Raw genomic sequence first — 25,113 nt, 5'->3', positions numbered from 1 at the left:
CTTATGAAAGTTCTTTCGGTTTCGTCCGAAGTCTTCCCTTTGATCAAGACAGGGGGCCTTGCCGATGTGGCAGGCGCCCTGCCAATAGCCCTCAAATCCTTCGGCGTCGAAACCAAGACCCTCATGCCCGGCTATCCCAGCGTCATGAGGGTGCTGCAAAACCCGGTCGTCCGGCTGGAATTTCCGGATCTGCTCGGCCAGCCGGCAAGGGTGCTGGAGGTCGAACATCAGGGGCTCGATATTCTCGTGCTCGACGCGCCCGCCTATTACGACCGCCCGGGTGGCCCCTATCTCGATACGACCGGCAAGGATCATCCCGACAACTGGCGCCGTTTTGCTGCCCTGTCGCTGGCGGGTTCGGAGATTGCCGCCGGCCTTCTGCCCGGCTGGCGGCCGGATCTCGTGCATGCCCATGACTGGCAGGCCGCCATGGTGCCGGTCTATATGCGCTACTATCCGACGCCCGAACTGCCGAGCATCCTGACGATCCACAACATCGCCTTTCAGGGCCAGTTCGGCGCCGATATCTTCCCCGGCCTGCGTCTGCCGCCTCACGCCTTTGCAACCGAAAGCATCGAATATTACGGCACCGTCGGCTTCCTGAAGGGCGGTCTGCAAACGGCCACGGCCATCACCACCGTCAGCCCCTCTTATGCCGACGAGATCCTCACTCCGGAATTCGGCATGGGCCTGGAGGGCGTCATCGCCAGCCGCCGCGACGTCCTGCACGGCATCGTCAACGGAATCGATGCCGATATCTGGAACCCGGCGACCGATCCGGTCGTCCACACGCATTACGGCCCAACGACGTTGAAGAACCGCGCGGAGAACCGCAGGTCGATCGAGGAATTCTTCCATCTCGACCATGACGACGCGCCGATCTTCTGCGTCATCAGCCGGCTGACCTGGCAGAAAGGCATGGATCTTGTCGCAAGCACCGCGGACAGGATCGCAGCCCTCGGCGGCAAGCTCGTCGTGCTCGGTTCCGGCGAGGCGGCCCTTGAAGGCGCGCTGCTGGCTGCCGCCAACCGCAACCCCGGCCGCATCGGCGTTTCCATCGGCTATAACGAGCCGATGTCGCACCTCATGCAGGCCGGCTGCGACGCGATCATCATCCCCTCGCGCTTCGAACCCTGCGGCTTAACCCAGCTCTATGGCCTGCGTTACGGCTGCGTGCCGATCGTCGCGCGCACCGGCGGTCTCAACGACACCGTGATCGACGCCAATCATGCTGCACTTGCGGCAAAGGTGGCGACAGGCATACAATTCGCACCCGTAAACGAAGAAAGCATGCTACAGGCGCTGCGCCGCGCCATGCACCTCTACGCGGATCAAAAAGTCTGGACCCAATTGCAAAAGCAGGGCATGAAGTCGGATGTCTCTTGGGAGAAGAGCGCCGAACGTTATGTTGCCCTGTATTCAAGCCTCGTCTCGAAAGGCATGAGCTAAAATGATCAAGTCTGTTCCCACCACGCCCTATCAGGACCAGAAACCCGGCACGTCGGGCCTGCGCAAGAAGGTTCCCGTCTTCCAGCAGCCGAACTACGCGGAGAATTTCATCCAGTCGATCTTCGATTCGCTGGAAGGCTATCAGGGCAAGTGCCTGGTCATCGGCGGCGACGGACGCTACTACAATCGCGAGGTCATCCAGAAGGCGATCAAGATGGCCGCCGCCAACGGCTTCGGCAAGGTCATGGTCGGCAAGGGCGGCATTCTTTCGACGCCGGCTGCCTCCAACATCATCCGCAAATACAAGGCCTTCGGCGGCATCATCCTCTCGGCCAGCCACAATCCCGGCGGCCCGACCGAAGACTTTGGCATCAAGTACAACGTCAACAATGGCGGTCCGGCGCCGGAAAAGATCACCGACGCGATCTATGCCCGCTCCAAGGTGATCGAAAGCTACAAGATCGCCGACTTCGCCGACGTCAACATCGACCGCATCGGCAAGGAAGAACTGCCGGGCGGCATGATCCTCTCGGTCATCGACCCGGTCGAGGATTATGCCGCGCTGATGGAAGAGCTCTTCGATTTCGGCGCGATCCGCAATCTCATCAGCCTCGGCTTTCGCATCGCCTTCGACGCCATGAGCGCCGTGACCGGCCCCTATGCCAAGGAAATCTTCGAAAACCGCCTCGGCGCTCCCTCCGGCTCGGTGCGCAATTTCATGCCGCTTCCGGATTTCGGCGGCCATCATCCCGACCCCAACCTCGTTCATGCCAAGGAACTCTATGACGAGATGATGGGTGACGACGCACCGGATTTCGGCGCCGCTTCCGACGGCGACGGCGACCGCAACCTCATCATCGGCCGCGGCATTTTCGTCACCCCCTCCGACAGCCTCGCAATCCTTGCCGCCAACGCCAACCTGGCGCCCGGCTATTCCGGCGGCCTCGCCGGCATTGCCCGCTCCATGCCGACCTCGGGCGCGGCCGACCGTGTGGCTGAAAAGCGCGGCATCGGCATCTACGAGACCCCGACCGGCTGGAAATTCTTCGGCAATCTGCTTGACGCCGGCATGGCGACGATCTGCGGCGAAGAAAGTGCCGGCACCGGTTCGAACCACGTGCGTGAAAAGGACGGCCTCTGGGCCGTACTGCTGTGGTTGAACATCCTGGCCGTGCGCGGCGAGAGCGTCCAGGAAATCGTCACCCAGCACTGGCAGACATACGGCCGCAACTACTATTCGCGCCATGACTATGAAGGCGTCGACAGCGACGCCGCGAACGGCCTCGTGGACAATCTGCGCAGCCAGCTTTCCACCCTTCCCGGCAAGACCTTCGGCGACCTGACCGTCGAGAAGGCGGACGACTTTGCCTATCACGATCCGGTCGACAAATCGGTCAGCGAACATCAGGGCATCCGCGTCCTCTTCCAGGGCGGTTCGCGCGTCGTCTTCCGCCTGTCCGGCACCGGCACGTCTGGCGCAACCCTGCGCGTCTATATCGAGCGCTATGAGCCGGATTCGACTCGCCATAATATCGAGACGCAGGAAGCGCTCGCAGACCTCATCGCGGCCGCTGAAAGCATCGCCAACATTCGTGAGCGCACGGGACGCAACGAGCCGACCGTGATCACCTGATCCCGGGGGGCATATGGGGGGCAACAGTTCCGCACAGGGCGGCGCCATCGTCTTTGAAACGGGCGTCGAATTCGCTGTCTGGTCGCATCACGCAGCACAGGTCGATCTCTGCCTTTTCGATGATGACGGCAAGGAATATGCAAGGCTCCCCATGGCCCGCGACAGCGACCATGTCTTCCGCCTTTTCGTCGATGGACTGAAGGAAGGCGCACGCTACGGCTACCGTGCGGACGGTATCTATGCCCCGGACAACGGCCTCTGGTTCGATCCTTCGAAACTGCTGGTCGATCCCTATGCCAAAGAGGTCGACCGGCCGTTCCGCTATGACCCGCGCCTCGGCATCTTCGGCGAGGATACGCAGCACCTGATGCCGAAGGCGGTCGTCACCAAGGACGCGCCTGTCAAAATCCGAAAGCCGCTCTTCAAGCCGGGCGGCTTTATTTACGAGGTGGCCGTCAAGCCGTTCACCATCCTGCATCCGGACGTGCCGGAAGCTCAGCGCGGCACGGTCGCCGCTCTTGCCCATCCCTCCGTCGTCGCCCACCTGAAACGCATCGGCGTCGATGCCGTCGAGTTGATGCCGATCACGGCCTGGATCGATGAGCGGCATCTGCCGCCGCTTGGGCTGAGCAATGGCTGGGGCTACAATCCCGTCGCGTTCATGGCGCTCGATCCGCGTATCGTGCCCGGCGGCATCGCGGAGCTTAGCGATACCGTGGCGAAGCTGCATGAGGAAGGCATCGCCGTCATCCTCGATCTCGTCTTCAACCATACGGGCGAAAGCGATCGTTACGGCGCCACACTGTCGCTGCGCGGCATCGACAATCTCAGCTACTATCGCCATATGCCGGATCGGCCATCCGTGCTCGTCAACGATACCGGCACCGGCAATACGGTTGCCTGCGACCGGCCCTGCGTCCAGCGGCTCGTCATCGACAGCCTGCGCCATTTCGTCCGCAATGCCGGCATCGACGGCTTCCGCTTCGATCTGGCGCCGGTTCTCGGTCGCACTGAAAACGGCTTCGACCGGAACGGCACTCTGGCCGCGATCCTCGCCGACGACCTGCTCGCCGATCGTATCATGATCGCGGAGCCCTGGGATATCGGCCCCGGCGGCTATCAGCTCGGCAATTTCCCGGCACCGTTCCTGGAATGGAACGACCGTGCCCGCGACGACATCAGATGCTATTGGCGTGGCGACGACTGGAAGACAGGTTCGCTGGCGACCGTGCTGGCCGGCTCATCGAACATCTTTTCGGCCAACGGCGCAAAAGAGACCCGCAGCGTCAATTTCCTCGCAGCCCATGACGGTTTTACGCTCCTGGATCTCGTCTCCTATAGCGGCAAGCACAACGAGGCGAACGGCGAGAACAATCGCGACGGTCACAACGAAAACCATTCCTGGAACAACGGCGTCGAAGGCGAAACCGCCTATCCCGTCATCCGGGAGCGCCGCAAGGGCGATGTCAAAGCGCTCCTCTCCACCCTCTTTGCCAGCCGCGGCAGCGTCATGCTCACGGCCGGGGACGAAGGCGGGCGCACGCAGCACGGCAACAACAATGCCTATTGCCAGGACAACGAGATCACCTGGGTCGACTGGAAGCGGCTGGACGAGGAACTGATCGCCCACACCGCCTTCGTCGCCGCCCTTCGCCGCCGCTTCTCGGTCTTCTCCGAACTGGCCTTCTTCTCCGGTGACGGAGATGTGGAATGGATTTCACTATCCGGCGCGCCGATGACGACAGGCGAATGGGAAACGCCTTCGCTGTCCACCCTCGGCATGATCCTTGCGACCGACGACCGCTCCAGCCGCAAGAAAACCCGCCTCGCCATCCTGTTCAACCGCTCCGAACAGCATCAACTCTTTACGTTTCCCGCAGCCGGCGCAGCAGACTGGCTCCAGCTTCTGCCGGATGGCGCTCGAAAAGTCGGCGCTCGCGCCACCGTCGAGCCACGTTCGGTCACGTTTTTCGTGGAAAATTGATCCGCCAAACCCGCCCATACGAATCGTTATCGCAATCGTCACGAATGCGCGATAAGGCTTTGCGGCTACGGCTTTTTACGAGGAATGCATGGTCATGGAAATTTCGCTCTCGGAGGTCCGGGGGCTGGTCGGCACGGAAACAGGGTTGTCTGACTGGGTCCTTGTCGATCAGAAGATGATCGATGCCTTTGCCGAGGCAACCGGCGACCACCAGTTCATTCACGTCGATCCCGTCCGAGCGGCGGCCGAAAGCCCCTTCGGGGGAACCATTGCCCACGGTTTCCTGACGCTCTCGCTGCTGTCGACGATGAACTACAATTGCCTGCCCAAGGTTCGTGAGCAGACGATGGGCATCAATTACGGCTTCGACAAGGTCCGCTTCATGTCGCCGGTCAGGAGCGGCACCCGCATCCGCGGCCATTTCGTGCTCTCCGACGCCCGCTTCCGCGGCGCCGGCATGCTGATGACGACCTACGATGTCTCGATCGAAATCGAAAACGAGAAGAAGCCGGCACTGACCGCCCGCTGGATCACTATCATCCAGTTCGACCCAAAGGACCGGCCGGAAGACGCCTAAGGTTTTCTACGGGCCTTAATGGCTCGCGTCCTCGGCGCCTTCTGCAAGCAGCCCGAAGACATAGTCCGAGAACGACCGCCAGCATTCCACCCGGAACGTATCGTCCTCGGTGCGGAAGAGCACGATCTCGGCCTTGCCGAAGATCGTCCGCGAACAGGCACCTACCGGGAAAATCTCCAGCGAAAGGTCCTGCGGGCATCCTGCAGACAGCGTCGCCTCCGCGCCCGGTCCGGAAACGATGATGCCGACATTGCGGTGGGACACATCGACAGCCGAATGAAGAACACCGGCACCGGAAAGAAGCGCCGGAAGATCCGAGCCGGCCTCGTCAATAACGAGCCATTCGTCCGGTCCGAGCCAGAGTGCCGAACGCTCCCCGGCGCGGCCGGAAGTCTTCGGCTTCGTCGGCAAGGCGAGCCCCAGCAGGGACGAGAGCGCCGGGACGGATTCAGCCGGCGCGCGCAGCGAGAGACGGCTTGCGACCGGCGCCACCGTCAGGCGCACCGTCGCCGAACCGGCAAGGAGACCGGAGAGAGCGGGTTTGCGAATTGCGACCTCAGCCATGGATACGGCCTCCTTCCTTGTCAAAGAACACCAGATCCGTCACCTCGACCGGAATTGTCCGGTCCGGCATCGGCACATAAAGCGTCTCGCCCACCAGGTTCCGCCCGCCTTCGACCAGTGCAAAGGCAATCGAGCGGCCGCAATTTTCAGACCAGTAAGCCGAGGTCACATGGCCGAGCATCGTCATCGGCTTGGGCTGGTTCGGGTTGGCGACGATCTGCGCGCCCTCTTCCAGCACCAGCTTCGCATCCTTGGTCGCAAGACCGACAAGCTGCTTGCGGCCTTCCTTGACGAGATCGGGCCGCTTCAGACCGCGAATGCCGACGAAATCCGCCTTCTTCTTCGAGACGGCCCAGGAAAGCCCGGCATCGTCGGGCGTCACCGTGCCGTCCGTATCCTGGCCGACGATGATATAGCCCTTTTCGGCACGCAGAACATGCATGGTTTCGGTGCCGTAGACGCAGGCGCCAAGCGGCTCCGCATTGGCCCAGACCGCCTCCAGCACCGACTGGCCGTAATCGGCCGGCACGTTGATTTCGAAGCCCGTCTCGCCGGTGAAGGAGACGCGGAAGAGACGCGCCGGGATGCCTGCCACCGTGCACTCGGCGACACTCATATGCGGGAAGGCCTCGTTGGAAATATCGAGCCCCTCGACCAGGGGCGCCACGATTTCGCGCGCCTTCGGTCCCTGGACCGCGATCACGGCCCATTGTTCGGTCACGGAGGTCAGCCATACCTTCAGATGCGGGAATTCCGTCTGCAGGTAATCTTCCATATGGTTGAGCACGCGCGGCGCCCCGCCGGTCGTGGTCGTTACGTGGAAGCGATCGTCGGCGAGACGGCCGACGACGCCGTCATCGTAGATAAAACCGTCCTCCCGCAGCATGATGCCATAGCGGCATTTGCCCGGTTTCAGCGTATCCCAGGCATTCGTATACATGAGGTTCATGAACTCGGCCGCGTCAGGCCCGACGACCTCGATCTTGCCGAGCGTCGAGGCATCGAAAATGCCCGCCACCTCGCGCGCCGTGCGGCATTCGCGGGCAACGGCCTGATGCATCGTTTCGCCGGCGCGGGGGTAGAACCAGGCACGTTTCCAATTGCCGACGTCTTCGAAGACGGCGCCTCTGGCCTCTTCCCAGGCATGCAGCGGCGTCTTGCGCGCGGGGTCGAACAGGGCACCGCGCGAATGCGAAATCAGCGCACCGTAAGTGACTGGCGTATAGGGCGCGCGGAAGGTGGTGAGGCCCACCTGCGGAATATCCTTGCCGAGCGTTTCGGCGGCAATCGCCAGGCCGTGCATGTTGGAAAGCTTGCCCTGGTCGGAAGCCATGCCGTTCGTCGTGAAGCGCTTGATATGCTCGATCGAATGCATGCCTTCGCGCACCGCAAGGCGGATATCCTTGGCGCAGACATCGTGCTGGAAATCGATGAAAGCCTTGGCATTCGTCTCCGGCCCGGCGCCCTCGGCAGCGCCGATCATGCCGCCGGTCCAGTCGAAAGCCTGCTCGACGGCAACGGCGATCTTGCTGCCGGCTTGCCTGCCGACGGCTCGCGCCATCAGCTCGCCGGCTGCGAGCGCCTCCTCGACCGTCTGCTGCAGGCCGTCCGTTCCGTTGCAGGCACCGACGGACAGGCAATCCTGCGCATAGGTGCCCGGCAGGAAACGCTGCGTCCCGGCATCGAAGGCAACCTTGCCCCGCGACTGCGAGAAGAGATGCACGGAAGGCGTCCAGCCGGCGCAGACGAGCAGCGCGTCGATGCTGATCTTGCGGGGCGAACCGCCACCATTGCGTGCCACCGTCATCGACGAGACACGCAGCGCACCCGACGTATTGACCACCGATTGCCCGGTCAGCACATCGATGCCGAGCGCACGGGCCTCCGCCAGCACCGCTTGACCCGGCGTCTGCCTCGTATCGACGATCGCGGCAATCGAAACACCTGCCCGCTTCAGATCGAAGGCGGCCTCGTAAGCGGAATCGTGAGCGGTGTAGATGCCGACCTTGCGGCCAACCGCGACACCATAATGATTGAGATACATCCGCCCGGCCGAGGCGAGCATGATGCCCGGCCGGTCGTTGTTCGGAAACACCATATGCCGCTCGATGGCGCCGGTCGCCAGCACGACGCGTTTGGCGCGCACCTGCCACAACCGCTCACGCGGCAGATCGCGGCCGGGGCGGGCGAGATGGTCGGTGACGCGTTCGACGAGGCCGACGAAATTGTGGTTGTAATAACCGAAGGCCGTCGTGCGTGTCAGAACCTCGACATTCTCCATGGCCCTCAGCTGCGCCAGGGTCTTCTGTACCCAGGCATAACCATCGAGCCCGTCGACTTTCACACCAGTATCGAAGCGCAGCGCACCACCCGCCTCCGCTTGCTCGTCGCAGAGGATGACCTTTGCACCGGCCTCGGCGGCGGCGAGCGCTGCCGAAACCCCGGCAATGCCGGCGCCGACGACCAGCACGTCGCAATGGGCGTAACGGTTGGCATAGTGGTCGGGATCGTCTTCCGTCGGCGCAACGCCAAGGCCGGCCGCCCGGCGGATCATCGGCTCGTAGATGCGCTTCCACGCGGCCCGCGGCCACATGAAGGTCTTGTAGTAGAAGCCTGCTGCGAAGAAGGGCGAGAAGAGGTCGTTGACCGCACCGACATCGAAGGAAAGCGACGGCCAGCGGTTCTGCGACTTCACGATCATGCCATCGAAGACTTCCTGCACGGTCGCCCGCACATTGGGCTGTTTGCGGGCGCTGTCGCGCGCGACATCGATCAGCGCATTCGGCTCTTCGGCGCCGGCCGAAAGAATGCCGCGCGGTCGATGATATTTGAACGAGCGGCCGACAAGATGCACACCGTGTGCAATCAGCGCCGAGGCAACGGTATCGCCTTCAAGCGCGGTATAGCTCTTGCCGTCGAAGGTGAAACGCGCGGTCCTTGCGGGCGTCAGCCGGCCCTTGCCGGCGATACGGTTCGCGCCGCTCATTGCGCCTCTCCTTCTGCATTTTCAGAAACGACAGCTTCATGGGTCTCGACCGGCGCATGCGGCTTCGCCGCCGGCCCGATGTTTGGCTTTGGCTCGCCGGCCTTGTAGGTCACGATGAACTTGTCGCTCACGGTATCGCGCGCCGCGTTGAAGAAGCGTCCGCAGCCGTGCATGTGCCGCCAGCGCTCGAAGATCAGGCCTTTCGGATTATCGCGCAGGAAGAAATATTCCTCGAATTCCTCGTCCGAAATCGAAGCGATATTGGCCGGCCGGGCGATGTGGGCGTCGCCCGCGCCGCGGAATTCGAGCTCCGAACGCTCTTCCTGACAGTAAGGGCAGTAGATCAGCAGCATGATGTCCTCGTGTCAGTGCGCAACGGCAGCGGCAGCTGCCTCGTCGATCAGGCGGCCGGTGCGGAAGCGCTCCAGCGTCAGCCCGGCATTGAACTTGTGCGGTTCGTCGCGGGCGATCAGATGGGCAAAGAGATTGGCCGAGCCAGGTGTCGCCTTGAAGCCGCCGGTGCCCCAGCCGCAATTGACGTAAAGCCCCGGAACCGGCGTCTTCGACTGGATGGCCGAACGGTCGGGCGTATTGTCGACGATACCCCCCCATTGGCGCATCATCTTCACGCGGCGGAACATCGGGAAGAGCTCGCAGATCGCATCGAGCGTATGCGTGATGATCTGCAAGCCGCCGGTCTGGGAATAGGAATTATACTGGTCCGTGCCGGCGCCGATCACGAGTTCACCCTTGTCGGATTGCGAAATATAGGCATGCACCGTGTTCGACATGACGACGCAGGGGAAGATCGGCTTCAGCGGCTCGGAAACCAGCGCCTGCAGCGGGCTTGATTGCAGCGGCACCCGCACGTCCGCCATCTTCATGACCGTCGTCGTGTGGCCGGCAGCCGACACGCCGATCTTCTTCGCGCCGATGAAACCCCTGTTCGTCTCCACGCCGGTCACGCGACCGTCGGGACCGCGGCGGATACCGGTCACTTCGCAATTCTGGATAATGTGGACGCCGCGATCGGACGCCGCACGCGCATAACCCCAGGCAACCGCATCGTGGCGCGCCGTACCGCCCCGGCGCTGCAGGGCGGCCCCATTGATCGGGTAACGCGCCGTCGCCGAAATATCGAGCGGCGGGCAATAAGCCTTGGCCTGTTCCGGCGTCAGCCATTCATTGTCGATGCCGTAGAGCCGGTTGGCATGGATATGCCGCTTGAAGCTCTGCATGTCGTGAACATTATGCGACAGCATCATCACGCCGCGCGGCGAATACATGACATTGTAGTTGAGCTCCTGCGACAGCCCTTCCCAGAGCTTCATCGAGTGCTCGTAAATGTGCATGCTCTCTTCATAGAGATAGTTGGAGCGGATGATGGTGGTGTTGCGGCCGGTGTTGCCGCCGCCGAGCCAGCCCTTTTCCAACACCGCCACATTGGTAATGCCGTGCTCCTTGGCGAGGTAATAGGCCGCGCCGAGCCCGTGGCCGCCCCCGCCGATGATGACGACGTCATATTCGGGTCGCGGCTCCGGCGAGGTCCACTGCTTTTCCCAGCCCCTGTGCCCGCGCAGAGCCTCCCGCGCTACGGCAAAAACCGAATATTTCCGCATCCGCCATCATCTCCTTCAGGCAAAGGCATTTTCGTCGTGGCCATACAAATCGCAAATCGAATTGCGGCACAACGGTTCTTTTGCGACGTGAAAGAGCTTTTGTTTTGACACGACGGGCAGCATGACGCGTCCATTGCGCTATCGGCCTTTCGCAGGTGCGGCATAACCCTTTTCTCACCCAACAGGGCAGGCAGAACGGGCCTGCTGTAAATGTTAGTATCCCCTCATGTGGGGTGGAAAATGTCGGGTTGGCGCAGTTTATGGATCGCGGGCATCTGCTTCGCGCTGTCAGGCGCGTGGCCTGCGCTCGCCGCTGAACCCGTCGGCCAGGCCACCCTCATCAGGACCGAAGTAACGGGACAGGGCGGGCCGATCGTCGTCAATGACGAGGTCCACCGGGACGAGCGCATCCGCACCTCCCAATCGGGGCTCGGCCAGTTCATCTTCCGTGACGGCACCAAGCTTGCCGTCGGCTGGGGTTCGTCGGTCGTGATCGACAAATATGTCTTCGACGATTCCGACTCCGTCAGACGCCTCTCCATCAAGGCCGCCAAAGGCACGTTCCGCTGGGTGAGCGGCAATTCGAAATCCTCCGCCTATCAGATCCAGACCCCGGCCGGCACGATCGGCGTGCGCGGCACGGCTTTCGATTTTTATGTCGGCCCTGACGGCACGACGGCCGTCGTATTGCTGAACGGCGCGGCGAGTTTCTGCGGTCCGGGCGGCTGCCGGCAATTACAGCAGCGTTGCGATTGCGTCATTGCACGGCCGAACGGCAACATGACGGATGCACGACCTGTCAACACCAGGGTGCTGCAGACATTGGGCAATCAGCGCGCCCTTCCCTTCCTCTCCGGCAATCAGAGTTTGACAGGCGGCCTCGGCCTGCTCGGCGGCTGCCGGATGGCCTCGGTTGAGCCGGAGCGCAAGGATCGTCTGCGCCGGGAACCACAGGCACCGGAGCCCGCCCCACAGCCCCGGCAGCAGCCCCAGAAACAGGATGATCCGCCAAAGCAGCGACCGGAAAAGCCGCACCATGACAAGCCGCATCATGACAAGCCGAAAGGCGGCTGGCACGACAAACATGACAATCGTGGCTGGAAGGATAAGCACGACCGAAACCACCACCATGACGGCTACGGAAAACCGGACCGGCACGACGCACCTGGCAAGCCGGGCGTGGCAGGAGGCGGGGATCGCGACCATGATCGGGATCAGGGCCGAAATCGCGGATGGGGCGGAAACGGAAGCCGGGACCGCAGTCGCTGAGCGACTATTCGACGGCACGCTTTTCCGTCAGGCCGATTTCCTCCCGGAAATGATCGTTCCTTCCCGAAATGCTCTCGTAGAATTCCGTGAGACCGGGCAGCACCTGTAGCCCGGCGAGCCTGGCTGCGCCGATCAGCTTGCGGCTGTTTCTCGAACGCTCGCGCAAGGCGCCCATCACCTCCTCATGGACGAGATGCAGGGCGCCGAATTCCGGCGAGGCCGCGACCTTCTCGTCGCCGACCACGGCGAAGATCTGCGTCCGGCTGCTCTTTCCCTTGAGCGGAACAGCGCCAGCCTCCAGAAGCGCCGCCCCGTTCTGCGCCCGCGCCGTGCTGTCGGAGATGAGGATATCGAACCCGACGTCCTTGCAGCAGGATTCGATGCGCGCCGCGACATTCACGGCATCGCCGACCGCCGAATAGTTGAAGCGTGTCTTCGCGCCCATGTTGCCGACACAGGCAAGGCCGGTATGGATGCCGATGCCGATCCGCACCTGCCGGCCGCTGCCGAAACCGAAAGCATCTCGAGCGTTGAGTTCGGCGAGCGTCTCACGCATGGCAAGCGCCGCCCGGAGCGCCTTGGCCGCGTGGTCCGAAACATCGACCGGGGCATTCCAGAAAGCCATGATGGAATCACCGATGAACTTGTCGAGCGTTCCCTCGTTCCCCACGACATGACGGCTGAGCGCATCGAGCAGCGTATTCAAGAACTGGACGACGGCAATCGGCGTCAGTCTTTCGCTGATCTCGGTGAAATTGCGCACGTCGACAAACATCATGGTCAGCTCGCGCTCGTCTCCGCCGAGCTTCAGCGCGTCGGGCGTATGCTCGATCCGGTGCAGCAGCGAGGGCGAAAGATAGTGGCCGAAAGCGCGCCGCACCTCCCGCCGCTCCCGGTCTATGACAAGGATGCGGAAAGATGTTGCCGCAAAATGCGTGATGGAACCGCTGACGATCGGCGCCAGCGGATCGAAGAGCAGGCCGGCATAGAGAAAGCAGAACCACGAGGCGGCAAGCGCCATCGCGGTGATTGCCAGGCCACAGACCAGCGCCACGGCCGGGCTGACGAAGGTGGTGATGATGACGAGCAGGAGGCCGAGCACGGCAATAGAGACGATCTCCAGCCCGTCGGCCCAGTCCGGCCGTGACAGGTAGCGGCCGGAAAGGATCTGCTCGACAGTCTGCGCCTGCAGCGAAACACCTGGCACGTTTTCGCCGAGCGCGGTGGTGCGAATATCCTGCAGCCCGACTGCCGAAGTGCCAATGAAGATGATGCTGCCTTCGATCTGCGCGGCGACATCGGGAGCCACTCCGCCGGCGGCAAGCAGCTTTCCGGCCGAGACATAACGCTCTGCCCGGTTCGGCGTCACATAGAGCCAGATCTCCCCGGCAGCCGTCAGCGGAACGATGAAATCGCCGATCTTCGCGGAGGTGATGATCCCCGCCCGGTCGGGCGCCCCAGCCAGTAGATAGGTCGAGGCACCCTGCGCGACACGCAACGCCTCGATCGCAAGATTGGGATAAAACTGCTCGCCGTCGCTGAGGAAGAGCGGCACCGCGCGCACGACGGATGAGGGACTGCCGGGATTGAGACTGACATGGCCAAGCCCTGCGGCATTCGCCTCCAGCCCCGGCCGAAGCGGGGTCGAAGCGTCAAGATGCGGAGGTGCGCTGAGCGGGCTTTCGCCGGTAAAGGCGAAGCCCGCCTTTACCGGCGGCTTGTAGTTGCCCGCATTGGAAAGGCCGAAGCCGAGAACCACGGGCTTTCCTTCGATCGATTGTGCAAAGATCGCGTCGTTGTCGGGCAATTGCGCTGCCAGCGACGGATCGATCCCTTCCACCTCCCGAAGGACGTTGCGTGGGGACATCCGGTCGGGCTCGGCGAAGATGACGTCAAAGGCAATGGCCGCCGCGCCCATCCCGGAGAGACGATCGACCAGCATGGCCAGCCTGTCGCGCGGCCACGGCCACTGCCCGAATTCCCGCAGGGAAGCCTCGTCGATATCGACCACGCGGACCGGCATCGTCTCGAAGCGGCGCGGCACGATGCGCTGATACTCGTCGAAGGTAACGTCGCGGACCTGCCTCAGCACGGGCGGATCGCCTGCCCGGAACATGGTAAGCGCGGCCACAATGGTCAGGCCGATCAGCACACCGATCTGCTGCAATCGCGTCATGCGGTCCCGCCTCCCCTCGAGCCGGCTCCGGGAGCCATCCCGTTGCGGGCAGGCTACGCCTGTTTGAAGCCAAAGACCATTCGCTCATGTTCACAAGCTGAAAAACAAAAAGGAGGCGCTGCAGAATCCTGTGACCGGCGCCGGCCGGGCATCGTCGCTGCGATGTAGCTGCAACACGGCTGGAATTACGTCCAGATTTGGTCCTGGCTTTCGGCTCGACCGTTGAGCACCGGTCTTGCCGCGCGTGCGGCGAAATGGTTCTGTCTCTTTGGGGACGTTAACAATTCGATCGATCTCGAGGGGATGAGCCATGGCAGATCCGCAAGGAGCAACCACGGCAACAACTGCGCAAAATGCGGCCTCGGCTGCCCGCAGAAGCGGCTATTGGCTGATCGCCGTCGTGCTGGCGATGCTGGCCGGGCTGCCGCTCGCCGTCTGGCTCGACATCAGCGATCTGTCCGAGAGCGCCCTGCGCCGGCAGGCGCGGGACATGAGTTCGCTCGTAACCAGCATACGCTCCTACTATTCGGCAAATGTCGTCGGTCGGGTGCTCGCCGCCCATCAGGCGGGCGACGTCAGCAGCACGGTCGTCTCGCACAATTATGCCAATATTCCAGGCGCCATACCGCTGCCCGCCACGCTTTCGCTGGAACTCGGCGACGTTATCAAGGAACAGCAGGCCAACATCACCTATCGTTTCCTCTCCGACCTGCCTTTCAGGAATCGCGCACCCCACGATCTCGACGGTTTCGAGACGGCCTCGCTCGCATCCCTGCGCGCCAATTCGAGCCAGACTCTGACCGATCTCACCCGTGTCGGGTTTACCGATACGCTGCGGCTCATCACGCCCGTGATCATGGGCCAGGCCTGCGTCGCCTGTCACAATACGCACCCTGAAAGCCCGAAAAAGGACTGGAAGATAGGCGACGTGCGCGGCATCCAGGAAGTCATCATCCGCCAGCCCTATGCGAGCAACGTCCTCGCGTTCAAATATCTGCTCTGCTACTTCCTCTTCGTCGCCATCATCGGCATCAGCTTCGTCGTTCTGCAGCGCCAGCAGACGCGCGTCATCCACAGCGCAAACCGCGATCTCGAGGCTGCAAACGAGTTCCTCGCCAGCGTTTCCCTGAAGATTTCGCGCTATCTCTCGCCGCAGATCTACAAGAGCATCTTCAGCGGACAGAAGGACGTGGTCGTCCATACCGAGCGAAAGCGCCTGACGATCTTCTTCTCCGACATCAAGGATTTCACTGCCACGACCGAGCGCCTGCAGCCGGAAGCGCTGACCGAAATGCTGAACGAATATCTGACCGAAATGTCCACGATTGCGCTCAAACACGGCGGCACGGTGGACAAGTTCATCGGTGATGCCATGCTCGTCTTCTTCGGCGATCCGGAAACCAAGGGAGCGGAAGAAGATGCCAAGGCCTGCCTGCGCATGGCCGTAGACATGCAGCGCCGGCTCGGCGAATTGAAGGAGAGATGGCGCCGGAACGGCACCGAAGAGCCCTTCGTGGTGCGCATGGGCATCAACAGCGGCTATTGCAATGTCGGCAATTTCGGCAGCAGCGACCGCATGGACTATACGATCATCGGCGCGGAAGCGAACCTGGCCGCGCGCCTGCAATCGATCGCCCAGGGCGGCGAGATCGTCATCAGCTACGAAACCTACGCGCTGGTGAAGGATATTGTCGATGCCCACCCCCTGCCGCCGATCACGATGAAGGGCATCCAGCGGGAGATCGTACCCTACGCCGTGGACGGGCTGATGCTGGGCGCCGATCACAAGAGCCGCGTCTTGAGCGAACACCTGGCGGGCCTCGACCTGCATCTGGACATGGCGCGGCTTGAGCCGGCCGACCGCTCCCGCGTCATCGCCGCGCTGAAGGAAGCAATCGCCGCCCTGGACGAAACCAGGACCGAGACGGCGCATTCCTAGCGTCGCAAGGGCATTCACGGGATTTTTCAGCCCGATCGCATATCCCGTATGGACTTCATTCCGTCGATCTGGTATCCCGCATCACCAATCGCAAGGCTGCGGCCGCGCGAACGTTATTTTTTTGCCCCAGGCGCTGCGCCGCCTTTCGGCATCAACCAAACCAAAGGAACGTGATTCTCGTGCAGGTACTTGTCCGCGATAACAATGTCGACCAGGCTCTCCGCGCTCTCAAGAAGAAGATGCAGCGCGAAGGCATTTTCCGCGAAATGAAGATGCGCGACTACTACGAAAAGCCGTCGCAGAAGCGTGCTCGCGAAAAGGCTGAGGCTGTTCGTCGTGTTCGCAAGCTGGCCCGCAAGCGCGCTCAGCGCGAAGGTCTGGTTGCACGCTAAGGCGGTGCCGTCGTTTTTTCGACGTTTTCAGATGCATGTGTGGCGGGGGCGATAGGTTTCGCCGCCGCCTTTTTAGTTTGCCGCTGAAGATTGCATATCCGCCTCGCCGGATATGATGCATGGGGAAAGCGAGCCCGAATGGCTGTCATGAACTTCTATCCGTCCCGCTCCTTGCGTTCGCAGAAATCCGTCATACTTGCCTCGCTGGCGCTTGCCGCTGCGCTTGGCCTTGCCGGCTGCGAAACGACCAATACATCCGATGCCGTGATCCGCATCGACAAGGCGCAGGGCTCCCAGGAAAACATCGCATCGCTGACGGCGGTCATCAACGCCAATCCGCGCGATCCCGAGGGCTACAATGTCCGTGGCTCGGCTTACGGCCGCGCCGGCGAATTCCGCAAGGCGCTCGACGACTTCAACACCGCGCTGCAGCTCAACCCGCGCTTCTTCCAGGCCTATGCAAACCGTGCGCTGGTCTATCGCAACATGGGCCAGCAGCCGCAGGCGATCGCCGATTACAATGCCGCCCTGCAGATCAATCCGAGTTATGATGTCGCCTATATCGGCCGCGGCAACGTCTACCGCATGGCCGGCCAGGACGATCAGGCCTTCAACGATTTCTCACGCGCGATCCAGCTCGGCACGACGGATGGTCGCGCCTATCACAATCGCGGCCTGATCTATCAGAAGCGCAATCAGCAGGATAAGGCGATCGACGATTTCTCCAAGGCAATCTCGCTCTCGCCGAATTCGCCCGAACCCTATAACGGCCGCGGTATTTCCTATATCGCCCTGAATGACGACGACAACGCGTTCGCCGACTTCAACCACGCGATCGAACTCAACGGCAACCTCGCCGAATCCTGGGCAAACCAGGCTCTCGTCTACGAGCGCCGCGGCGAGAAGGACAAGGCGATCCGCTCCTATCGCCATGCTGTCGGCCTCGATCCGAAGTACCAGCCGGCCCGGGATGGACTTGCCCGTGTCGGCGGCACCACCGGCTGACGGATGATTGGCAAGAGGCGGCGACGATGGCAGCGAAACGGCATGTGATCATCGTCGGCGCCGGCATCATCGGCGCCTCGATTGCGTGGCATCTCGCTCGCAAGGGCGCAGCAGTCACCGTCATTGGCGAAGAACGCGGCGGCGTGGCGACGCCTTGCTCCTTCGCCTGGATCAACGCCAGCTGGGGCAATCCCGAATTCTATTTCCATTTCCGCCGCCGGGCGATGGCCGAGTGGAAGCGGCTGGCCCGCGAACTGCCCGGCCTGCCGCTCGCCTGGTGCGGCAGCCTCTCCTGGGATATGCCGGCAGCCGATCTTGAAACCTATGCCGATGAGTACGGCCGGTGGGGCTACGGCATCAGCCGGCTGAACCGGGAAGAAAGCGCGCTGCTCGAACCCGGCCTTGGCGAATATCCCGATTTCGCCCTCCATGTGGCAGAAGAAGGCGCGGTCGAGCCTGTCGCCGCCGCGCGTTTGCTGCTTGCGGATGCCGAAGCGCGCGGCGCCGCGTTCGTTCATGCCACGGTCAACGGACTGCTGCAGAGCGCCGGACGAATCGTCGGCGCCGTGACATCGGAAGGCGTACTTGAAGCCGATCATGTCGTGCTGGCCGCAGGCGCAGGTTCGGTTCCGATCGCAGCCTCCGCGGGAGTGACATTGCCGCTCTCCACCCCGGCCGGCCTGATCGTGCATTCCCGCCCCGTCTCGAAACGCTTGAACGGCCTCGTCATGACGCCGCATCTGCACATGCGCCAGACGGCGGAAGGCCGGATCATCGCCGGCTCGGATTTCGCCGGCGGCGATCCCGGCGAAGATCATCGGGCAAGTGCGGCGGACCTCTTCGCCCGTGTAAAGGCGACCCTCATCGACAATGCCGATCTGAAACTCGATTTCTTCACCGTCGGCTATCGCCCGACACCGGCTGACGATTTTCCCATCATCGGAAATGCCGGCCGGCCCGGTCTCTATGCCGCGGTGATGCACTCCGGCGTTACGCTTGCTCCGCTAGCGGGCCTGCTTGCTGCCGACGAACTTGTGTCAGGCCAGAGTGACGAAAGCCTCGGACCCTTCCGGCTGCAGCGCTTCGCCGACGCAGGATAACCCATAAAAATCGACGATTTTGCACCTGACTATTTTAGTAGGTTGCAACGCAATGCCCCGGCCCCTAACATGACCCTGCTTTGATAGCGGGCTATTGGGCGATACGAGTGTGAGGGCGTTGGCGATTGATGCGGATTCTTGCTTTCGTTAGACCCTGCGAAACCGAGCTTCCCCAGCATCAAGGCCCGGCAGTCCGGAGGCGGCATCGATGAGGTTCGCCGCACGTCTTTTTCCGAAAGCTTCGATCGGAACCTATCTCGTCGCCATGGCCGTGGCGATCGCGCTGCCGATCTTCGCTTTCGTCGCCCTTCTGCTGATGCAGCTGGAAGACAACCAGCGATCTACGCTCAAGCGCGAAACCGCGCAGGATGCGCTCGCCCTCTCACGCACGATCGACCGCCAGCTGCAGGATATGGCGACGACGCTGCGCCTGCTGTCCTCCTCGCCGGAGCTGGAAAGCGGCGACTACGAATCTTTCTACAATCGCACCGAAACAGCGCTGCGCGGCGATACGCTTTATGTCATCGCCGTCGACAGGACCGGGCAGCAGTTTCTGAACACCCGTCGCCCCTTCGGCACGCCGCTTGGCAAGACGACGAACATCGCGGCCCTCGAAGCGGCGATGAAGTCCGGCCGTATCGAAGCCTCCGATGTCTTCAAGGGCGTAACGAGCGGCATGTGGGTCTATAACGTCACCCTGCCGCGAGACGAAGATCCTGTCGCCGCATTGATCATTACCCAGAATGCGAACGACCTCGCCAAACTCGTCACCACGGAGGGCCTTGCCTCCGGCTGGTCGGCGGCGGTGATCGATCAGGGCGGCCATGTCGTAGCAAGCCGCGGCCCTGCCAATCTGCAGCCGGGCGAACCTTTCGACCCGCGCATCCTGCCTTCGCTCGTCGCCTCCAGCGGCGTCTTCGAAGACAGCGATATTCTCCCGCATGCCCTGCTGGGTTATGCGCAGATTCCCGGCTGGTCCTGGAAGACCGTCGTATGGGGACCGATCGCCACCGCGCAGGCGCCGATCCTCAGCACCTGGCGCTTCCTGCTGATCGGCGGTCTCGTGCTGCTGCTGGTTGCCGTGCTCGCCACCTATGCGGTCGGCCGCCAGGTCCGCTCCACGATCCGCGAGATCGCCGACATGGCGAACCGGCTCGGCGACGGCCATATCGTCTCGCCGGTCGAAACCAGCGTCATCGAGGCCAATCAGGTGGCGATTGCGCTTTCCAACGCCTCTTTCGATCGCAGCCAGAGTGAAGACCGGCTTCGCTTCGTCATGCATGAGCTGGTTCATCGCACCAAGAACCTGCTGACGCTCGTTCTCGCCATGATGCGCCAACTTTCCAAACAATCCAACAGCGTCGAGACATTCCGGCTGGCGGTCGCCCATCGCCTTGAAGGGCTTGTACGTTCGATCGAGCTGCTGACGGGCGAACAATGGTCCGGGGTCTCGCTGCATCGTGTCATCGATATACATCTCCAGGCTTTCCCGCAGGCCCGCGAGCAGGTGGAAATCGATGGCGCCGACTTTATCCTCAAGCCCGACGCCGTACAGAATCTCGGCCTGGCGCTGCACGAGCTCGCCACCAATTCGGTAAAATACGGCGCGCTCTCCGTGCCACAGGGACGTGTGCGCTTCGAATGGCAGCCGATAGAAGATGACATGCTGCGTTTCACCTGGACTGAAAGCGGCGGCCCACCGGTCAAACCGCCGGCACGCACCGGTTTCGGCACCACCGTCATCAAGGCGCATGCCGCTTCGGCTTTCCGCGGCACGGTCGATGTCGATTTCCGCCCGGAGGGTCTCGTCTGGATCCTCACCGCCCAGCGCGGGATGATGGAGCGCGAGTAGCCCAGCCGGAACAATCACGGCAACCGCCCGTTTCGAGCAGGTCGTTCGAAAGGAGAAGGACCATGTTCGGGAAAACCGTGAATGCCGCGGCGGTCGTTTCGGCTGCGGCCTGGGCCGGTTCGGCCGCAGCGCGGTGATAAATGAAAAACCCGCCGAAGCGGGTTTTCATCAGTGGGCGATTGCCTTGTTGATCTCTTCCGTCACCTTCTTGGCGTCGCCAAGCAGCATCATCGTGCCGTCCTTGTAGAAAAGCGTGTTGTCGATGCCGGCGTAGCCCGAGCCGAGCGAGCGCTTGACGAAGAGGCAGGTCTTGGCCTTGTCGACGTCAAGGATCGGCATGCCGTAGATCGGCGAGGTCTTGTCGTCACGCGCCGCCGGGTTGGTGACGTCGTTGGCGCCGATGACATAGGCGACATCGGCCTGGGCGAATTCCGAGTTGATGTCCTCAAGCTCGAAGACTTCGTCATAGGGCACGTTGGCCTCTGCAAGCAGCACGTTCATATGGCCCGGCATGCGTCCGGCGACCGGATGGATCGCGTATTTCACTTCCACGCCGTTCTTCTTGAGATTGTCGGCGAGTTCGCGCAGCGCATGTTGTGCCTGCGCCACCGCCATGCCGTAACCGGGCACGATGATGACTTTCGAGGCATTCGCCATCAGATAGGCCGCATCCTCGGCCGAACCGAGCTTGACCGTCTTGTCCGAGCTATCCGCCGCGCCGCCACCCGTCTCGCCGCCGAAACCGCCGAGGATGACGGAGATGAAGGAACGGTTCATGCCCTTGCACATGATGTAGGACAGGATGGCGCCCGACGAGCCGACCAGCGCACCGGTGATGATGAGCGCCAGATTGCCGAGCGTGAAGCCGATGCCGGCAGCAGCCCAGCCCGAATAGGAGTTCAGCATCGACACGACGACGGGCATGTCGGCGCCGCCGATCGGCACGATCAGCAGCACGCCGAGTGCCAGCGACAGCGCAACGATCGCCCAGAAATCGAAATGGCTCTCGGTCGCAGCAAGCCCAATGACGAAGAGCACGATCAGCACCAGCAGGGCGATATTGATCAGATGCCGGAAGGGCAGCAGGATCGGCTTGCCGGACATGCGCCCGTCGAGCTTCAGGAAGGCGATGATCGAACCGGTGAAGGTCAGCGCGCCGATCGCCACGCCGATCGCCATTTCGATGCGCGCTTCGGTATGGATCTGGCCGATCTCGCCAATGCCGAACGAACCCGGCGTGTAGAGCGCCGATGCGGCGACCAGTACCGCGGCAAGGCCGACCAGCGAATGAAAGCCGGCGACGAGCTGCGGCATCGAGGTCATGGCGATGGTGCGGGCAATATAGGCGCCGGCACTGCCGCCGATGGCAAGGCCGAAGATGATGAGCACGAAGCCGCCGAAGTTCGGCGTCGCCAGCACCAGCGTCGTGAGGATCGCGATGCCCATGCCGATCATGCCGTAAAGATTGCCCTTGCGGCTGGTGGCGGGATGCGAGAGGCCGCGCAGCGCCAGGATGAAGAGGACGCCGGAGATGAGATAGAGGAAGGCTGCGATATTGGTCATGCGTGCGGCCTCACTTGTCCTTCTTGCGGTACATCGCCAGCATGCGCTGCGTGACGAGGAAGCCGCCGAAGATATTCACCGAGACCAGCACGAGGGCCACGAAACCGAAACCGGTCGCAAGCCCGCTGGTCGAAATGCCGACCGCAAGCAGCGCGCCGACGACGATGACCGAAGAGATCGCGTTTGTGACAGCCATCAGCGGCGTATGCAGCGCCGGCGTCACCGACCAGACGACATAATAGCCGACGAAGATCGACAGCACGAAGATCGCGAACTGGAAGACGAAAGGGTCGATCGCCCCGCCGGTTGCGGCACTTGCCGCTTCCGGTGCCTGGGCTGCCGCAGTGATGACTGCGGTGACGGCCTGGTCGAGCTGCTCCAGCGCCTTGTCCATTGCTTCACTGGCCATCAGTTATCCCCCTTCTTGGCGCCGCCGAATGCCGGATGAACGACGTCGCCCGCATAGGTCAGCATCGTCGCCTTGACGAGCTCGTCCTCAAGGTTGAGCACGACCGATTTCGTTTCCTTGTTCACCATCGTCTCCAGGAAGGTGACGAGGTTCTTGGCGTAGAGCGCAGAAGCGCTGGCCGCCACGCGGCCCGCCATGTTCGCAAAGCCGATCACCTTCACGCCTTCGACATCGGCGATCTCACCGGCCACGACGCCTTCGATATTGCCGCCGCGCTCGACCGCGAGATCGACAGCGACCGCACCCGGCCTCATCGCGGCCAGCATGGCGCGTGAGACAAGCCGCGGCGCCGGACGGCCGGGAATGAGGGCCGTGGTGATGACGATATCCTGCTTGGCAATATGTTCGGCCACGAGTGCCGCCTGCTTCGCCTGATAGTCGGCAGACATTTCCTTGGCATAACCGCCGGCCGTTTCCGCCGCCTTGAACTCGTCGTCCTCGACGGCGATGAATTTCGCGCCGAGCGATGCAACCTGTTCCTTTGCCGCGGGGCGAACATCCGTTGCCGAAACGGCAGCACCGAGACGACGCGCCGTCGCGATCGCCTGCAGGCCGGCAACGCCCGCCCCCATGACGAAAACCTTGGCGGCAGGAACGGTGCCGGCCGCCGTCATCATCATCGGCATGGCGCGGTCATAGACGACTGCCGCCTCGATAACCGCCTGATAGCCTGCGAGATTTGCCTGCGACGAAAGCACGTCCATCGACTGTGCGCGGGTAATGCGCGGCATCAGCTCCATGGCGAAGGTGGAAAGGCCGGCGCGGGCCATCGCGGCGACCGCTTCGTCATTGCCATAGGGATCCATGATGGCGATGACGACAGCACCGGTCTTGTAGCCGGAAATTTCTCCTTCGTTCGGCCGGCGGACCTTGAGGATCACATCGGCGGACGCCGCATCTGCAAACGTGCCGATTGTGGCACCTGCGGCTTCGAATTCACTGTCCGGAATGCGCGACAGCGTTCCGGCGCCCGCTTCGACGACGACATCGAAGCCTAGCGACTTTATCTTTTTCACCGTTTCGACGGACGCGGCAACGCGCGTCTCATCGCCAGTGATTTCCTTTGCTACGAAAACGATATTGGCCAACTGCCCCCTCCTCCGGGTCAGCTGGACCGTCGCAGGCTGCTTGCCTGCGCGGGCCAAGCATCTACATCACAAAGTTCGGAAGACCTTGTCTTCCCGCGAGCCGTTCTAGCGGAGCAGGAAGATGCCGGCGACGAGGATGATGAGGAAGACGAGGATGCCGCCGAGGAAACCGGCGCCGCCGAAGAAACCGGCAGTCATGGCAAGCATCAGGGCGACAAGAACCATCGTTCCGTATTTCGTGCCGGTAATGAACATGTTGTAGGTCTTTTCATGTTCGCTGTAGTCCATCGGCGCGCCGGTCTCGACCGGTCCGGTATGATGTTCGGCCATGAATATCGTCTCCCTGAAATGCCTTAGCGCTACCTGATTCCCCCGCCTCGGCGAGGCAAATCCCCTACCCGCAGGGATTACACAATGACAGGCGAAAGCGCAATGCATGAGAATGCCGCAGGCGCGCCCCGCAGCAACCTCATCCGGACGAAAAGACGACCGCAACGGCCGGATGAAATGAGGTCACGCGACAGAGGCGGTTTTCGGCTGTCGCCCACGCCTCATCTGCGCTTACGGTCATCGCCTCTCGATCGCGAAGAAGGGGAAATCACAGCGGCAGATCGGTGCCAAGTTCGCCTGGCGGCACGAAACGCGCCGTCGGAATGATGGTGAGCGGCGGCAGCGTGTCGTTCGGATTGCGCGAAAACATCATGCGCTGCTCGCTCGCGCTGGAGATGAAGAAGGGGTAGCGCGTCAACAGCTTGCGTCCGACCTCGATCACATTCGTCGCCATCAGCGTCACGTCGACCCCGTAACTTTCCGCCAGTCGGCCGGGCACGATGGTATCGGCATAGAAGACCCGTTTGTAGAAAGCGGCATGCGGGGGCCGGACGGACTGAATAACGCGGTCGGCGCGGAAATACGCAGCCGCAACGATGGCGGGTCTGAGCGTCAGATAGGGGATCCATGGCATGTTGGCGGTGATCTCCGGATCGGCCGCGAAACGCGCCGGGTCGATCAAGGTCAGCCCGGCATCCAGAAGCTCATCCATCGCCTCAGGAAAGGCCTCTCCCGACCGGCTGACGCGATGGTCGGGCGTTACATGGTGAATACGGATCGTACTGACCAGTTCACCGTAATAGTAGAGACCGAAGATATAGGCATGGCTGTCGAAATCGACATCGTCCAACAGGCCGCCCGGGGCAAGCGACAGCGCGTCGTGGGCCTTGTAGGCCTTGTAGCGCAACCGTTCCACCTCTTCCATGTCTTCGCTGCTTTCGACGCGGCGATATTCGACATTATCAAGAATTTCGAGGACCTTCTTCGAAAAGTCGCTCGCATTCAAAGGGACAGACGCCATGATGCACCCCGTTGTTAACGGGTCATTAATCATGCCTCATTCGTTAAAGTGCAAGATTTGACGAAAGTTTTGGGCGTATTTGAATTATTAAGGTTAA

General features: G+C 62.3%; 20 protein-coding genes. 10 read left to right on the top strand and 10 right to left on the bottom strand.

The window, feature by feature from the left end; translation table 11 throughout:
• The first annotated feature begins 3 nt into the window (after positions 1 to 3).
• The 4 genes from glgA to ACFPWW_RS05460 all read left to right on the top strand — a co-directional run bounded on the left by glgA (position 4) and on the right by ACFPWW_RS05460 (position 5,643).
• Positions 4 to 1,449: a glycogen synthase GlgA gene (gene glgA / locus ACFPWW_RS05475; RefSeq protein ID WP_112754729.1), complete on the top strand. Its 1,446-nt coding sequence runs from the start codon at positions 4 to 6 to the stop codon at positions 1,447 to 1,449.
• A 1-nt stretch (position 1,450) separates the two neighbouring features.
• Positions 1,451 to 3,082 (top strand): alpha-D-glucose phosphate-specific phosphoglucomutase, encoded by a 1,632-nt coding sequence (locus tag ACFPWW_RS05470; RefSeq protein ID WP_112563707.1) that lies wholly within the window; start codon positions 1,451 to 1,453, stop codon positions 3,080 to 3,082.
• Positions 3,083 to 3,095: 13 nt separating this feature from the next.
• Entirely contained in the window at positions 3,096 to 5,066 is a 1,971-nt protein-coding gene (gene glgX / locus ACFPWW_RS05465) for a glycogen debranching protein GlgX (RefSeq protein WP_377310872.1), read from the top strand.
• 88 nt (positions 5,067 to 5,154) lie between these two features.
• Positions 5,155 to 5,643 (top strand): MaoC family dehydratase, encoded by a 489-nt coding sequence (locus ACFPWW_RS05460; RefSeq protein ID WP_112563703.1) that lies wholly within the window; start codon positions 5,155 to 5,157, stop codon positions 5,641 to 5,643.
• 15 nt (positions 5,644 to 5,658) lie between these two features.
• Here the strand turns inward: ACFPWW_RS05460 and ACFPWW_RS05455 are convergent, their stop codons facing one another.
• From ACFPWW_RS05455 to ACFPWW_RS05440, 4 genes are read right to left on the bottom strand one after another with little or no spacing between them, the layout of a single operon-like run.
• Positions 5,659 to 6,207, bottom strand: a complete 549-nt coding sequence (locus ACFPWW_RS05455) for a sarcosine oxidase subunit gamma (protein WP_112563701.1) — start codon at positions 6,205 to 6,207, stop codon at positions 5,659 to 5,661.
• The gene (locus ACFPWW_RS05450) at positions 6,200 to 9,193 is read right to left on the bottom strand and encodes a sarcosine oxidase subunit alpha (RefSeq protein WP_377310870.1); all 2,994 of its coding nucleotides are present in this window, start codon (positions 9,191 to 9,193) and stop codon (positions 6,200 to 6,202) included. The genes ACFPWW_RS05455 and ACFPWW_RS05450 overlap by 8 nt, the downstream gene beginning before the upstream one ends.
• Positions 9,190 to 9,546, bottom strand: a complete 357-nt coding sequence (locus ACFPWW_RS05445) for a sarcosine oxidase subunit delta (RefSeq protein WP_112755849.1) — start codon at positions 9,544 to 9,546, stop codon at positions 9,190 to 9,192. The genes ACFPWW_RS05450 and ACFPWW_RS05445 overlap by 4 nt, the downstream gene beginning before the upstream one ends.
• Positions 9,547 to 9,558: 12 nt before the next feature.
• Positions 9,559 to 10,812 carry a sarcosine oxidase subunit beta family protein gene (locus ACFPWW_RS05440; RefSeq protein WP_112563695.1) on the bottom strand — a complete coding sequence of 418 codons (1,254 nt, stop codon included), beginning with the start codon at positions 10,810 to 10,812 and terminating at the stop codon, positions 9,559 to 9,561.
• A 240-nt stretch (positions 10,813 to 11,052) separates the two neighbouring features.
• Here ACFPWW_RS05440 and ACFPWW_RS05435 point away from each other — a divergent pair, with 240 nt between their 5' ends.
• Positions 11,053 to 12,081 carry a FecR family protein gene (locus ACFPWW_RS05435; RefSeq protein ID WP_377310868.1) on the top strand — a complete coding sequence of 343 codons (1,029 nt, stop codon included), beginning with the start codon at positions 11,053 to 11,055 and terminating at the stop codon, positions 12,079 to 12,081.
• Positions 12,082 to 12,085: 4 nt separating this feature from the next.
• Here ACFPWW_RS05435 and ACFPWW_RS05430 read toward each other — a convergent pair whose 3' ends face one another.
• On the bottom strand, positions 12,086 to 14,257 hold the full coding sequence (locus ACFPWW_RS05430) for a CHASE2 domain-containing protein (protein ID WP_377310867.1): 2,172 nt from the start codon (positions 14,255 to 14,257) through the stop codon (positions 12,086 to 12,088).
• Positions 14,258 to 14,567: 310 nt separating this feature from the next.
• On the opposite strand from ACFPWW_RS05430, the gene ACFPWW_RS05425 reads away from it, so the two are divergent.
• From ACFPWW_RS05425 to ACFPWW_RS05405, 5 genes are all read left to right on the top strand, one after another.
• Positions 14,568 to 16,196 (top strand): adenylate/guanylate cyclase domain-containing protein, encoded by a 1,629-nt coding sequence (locus ACFPWW_RS05425; protein WP_377310865.1) that lies wholly within the window; start codon positions 14,568 to 14,570, stop codon positions 16,194 to 16,196.
• Between the two features lie 179 nt (positions 16,197 to 16,375).
• Positions 16,376 to 16,588 carry a 30S ribosomal protein S21 gene (rpsU, locus tag ACFPWW_RS05420; protein ID WP_003585885.1) on the top strand — a complete coding sequence of 71 codons (213 nt, stop codon included), beginning with the start codon at positions 16,376 to 16,378 and terminating at the stop codon, positions 16,586 to 16,588.
• A gap of 138 nt (positions 16,589 to 16,726) precedes the next feature.
• A complete protein-coding gene (locus ACFPWW_RS05415) occupies positions 16,727 to 17,593 on the top strand; it encodes a tetratricopeptide repeat protein (RefSeq protein ID WP_112703745.1) in 867 nt (288 codons plus the stop codon).
• Between the two features lie 26 nt (positions 17,594 to 17,619).
• Positions 17,620 to 18,693, top strand: coding sequence for an NAD(P)/FAD-dependent oxidoreductase (locus ACFPWW_RS05410; protein ID WP_377310863.1), 1,074 nt, complete (start codon positions 17,620 to 17,622; stop codon positions 18,691 to 18,693).
• A 208-nt stretch (positions 18,694 to 18,901) separates the two neighbouring features.
• The gene (locus ACFPWW_RS05405) at positions 18,902 to 20,545 is read left to right on the top strand and encodes a sensor histidine kinase (protein WP_377310861.1); all 1,644 of its coding nucleotides are present in this window, start codon (positions 18,902 to 18,904) and stop codon (positions 20,543 to 20,545) included.
• A gap of 168 nt (positions 20,546 to 20,713) precedes the next feature.
• Here the strand turns inward: ACFPWW_RS05405 and ACFPWW_RS05400 are convergent, their stop codons facing one another.
• The 5 genes from ACFPWW_RS05400 to ACFPWW_RS05380 form a co-directional block, all read right to left on the bottom strand.
• Positions 20,714 to 22,108: an NAD(P)(+) transhydrogenase (Re/Si-specific) subunit beta gene (locus ACFPWW_RS05400; protein WP_113412891.1), complete on the bottom strand. Its 1,395-nt coding sequence runs from the start codon at positions 22,106 to 22,108 to the stop codon at positions 20,714 to 20,716.
• 10 nt (positions 22,109 to 22,118) lie between these two features.
• Positions 22,119 to 22,517, bottom strand: coding sequence for a proton-translocating transhydrogenase family protein (locus ACFPWW_RS05395; protein WP_007817406.1), 399 nt, complete (start codon positions 22,515 to 22,517; stop codon positions 22,119 to 22,121).
• Complete coding sequence (locus ACFPWW_RS05390) at positions 22,517 to 23,665, bottom strand: Re/Si-specific NAD(P)(+) transhydrogenase subunit alpha (RefSeq protein WP_112754746.1); 1,149 nt, start codon at positions 23,663 to 23,665, stop codon at positions 22,517 to 22,519. Before ACFPWW_RS05390 ends, ACFPWW_RS05395 begins: the two co-directional genes overlap by 1 nt.
• A gap of 105 nt (positions 23,666 to 23,770) precedes the next feature.
• A complete protein-coding gene (locus ACFPWW_RS05385; RefSeq protein ID WP_112563679.1) occupies positions 23,771 to 23,995 on the bottom strand; it encodes an aa3-type cytochrome c oxidase subunit IV in 225 nt (74 codons plus the stop codon).
• Between the two features lie 268 nt (positions 23,996 to 24,263).
• Positions 24,264 to 25,016: an N-acyl amino acid synthase FeeM domain-containing protein gene (locus ACFPWW_RS05380; RefSeq protein WP_112563676.1), complete on the bottom strand. Its 753-nt coding sequence runs from the start codon at positions 25,014 to 25,016 to the stop codon at positions 24,264 to 24,266.
• Positions 25,017 to 25,113: the final 97 nt, after the last annotated feature.

The sequence above is a fragment of the Rhizobium sp. GCM10022189 genome (assembly GCF_042656325.1).
Classification (GTDB): Bacteria; Pseudomonadota; Alphaproteobacteria; order Rhizobiales; family Rhizobiaceae; genus Rhizobium.
The sequence above is the reverse complement of the archived record's forward strand: the minus strand, read 5'-3'. Positions and strand labels throughout refer to the sequence as shown.